The organism is Vibrio sp. OPT46 (assembly GCF_015163535.1).
GTDB lineage: Bacteria > Pseudomonadota > Gammaproteobacteria > Enterobacterales > Vibrionaceae > Vibrio > Vibrio alginolyticus.
In genome coordinates this window covers 1-892 of sequence record NZ_JADDYG010000375.1, presented here as the reverse complement: position 1 = coordinate 892, position 892 = coordinate 1, and the positions used below count along the sequence as shown (strand labels likewise).

Sequence of the window (892 nt, the reverse complement as noted above, 5' to 3'; positions counted from 1 at the left end):
CGCCACCGAGGCCCACCCGCCGGACTTACCCCTTGCATTACTAAGTCTCGTTCCTCGCCAAGTATTGCCGCTCATGGCTGTTGTCCACCAGCGCTAGTACGATGCCAACAAACCCCCGTTGTCACCGTCCTAGCAGAATGCTGGTGGCAATATGATTCGCCTTCGGCGAGCTAAAAGCATTTGTATCGCTTTTCTTAACGGCTTCGCCTAAAAAGCTTTCCCTCTGTCGAGCCCCATTGTGGCCCCTTTGTCCAGGCCAGAGTCAATCTAAATAGTTAATTATATTTAACATTTATTTGTGTGTTAATATGGTATTTATTGGGGGTTGTTAGTATAATTAACACATCAAATAAATACGTTAAATCATTTGTTAAACATAGATAGCTTGGGGGCTACAGATGCAAAATTTAGTTAATAAAAAAATCGAGGAATACATTGGAGAAGACAAGGATCTGCTTGAATATAAGAGCCAGCTTGATCCTTCATCAATTGAGCGAGCTTTTAATGGCCAATCTCAATTTCCTGAGCGTCACGCCGCTCAAGCAGTAGTTGACTACTGCAACGCATTACGGACATTCAAAATTTCACTTCATGAGCTGATCAAGTCCACTTCGGAAAGCGCACCATCGAAGGCGTTTAATTGTTCAGTGGAAGAAATTGTTGAAATTGAGTTTGAAGAATTTCAAAGAAAGTTAAAACGCTACTTCGATGAGTACATAAGTGCAGAGTCCAAATGTATCTCATGGCATGTAACAGGGCCAGCGAGATTCCCTGTGGCGAAAGCAGAAAAGGCTAATAAGAATAGTAGGGATAAGCTTAATCAATATGCAGATTATCCTCAGAGAGCCTTAAAAGCCATTGCAAAGAAACTGTTCCCCGATGGGGATGGTTC

General features: G+C 42.7%; 1 protein-coding gene. It reads left to right on the top strand.

Translation table 11 applies throughout. The features are described from left to right. Window positions 1-398: 398 nt before the first annotated feature. Window positions 399-892 (top strand): hypothetical protein (locus IQR33_RS17705; RefSeq protein WP_228013817.1); only part of this gene is annotated, 494 nt, incomplete at its 3' end.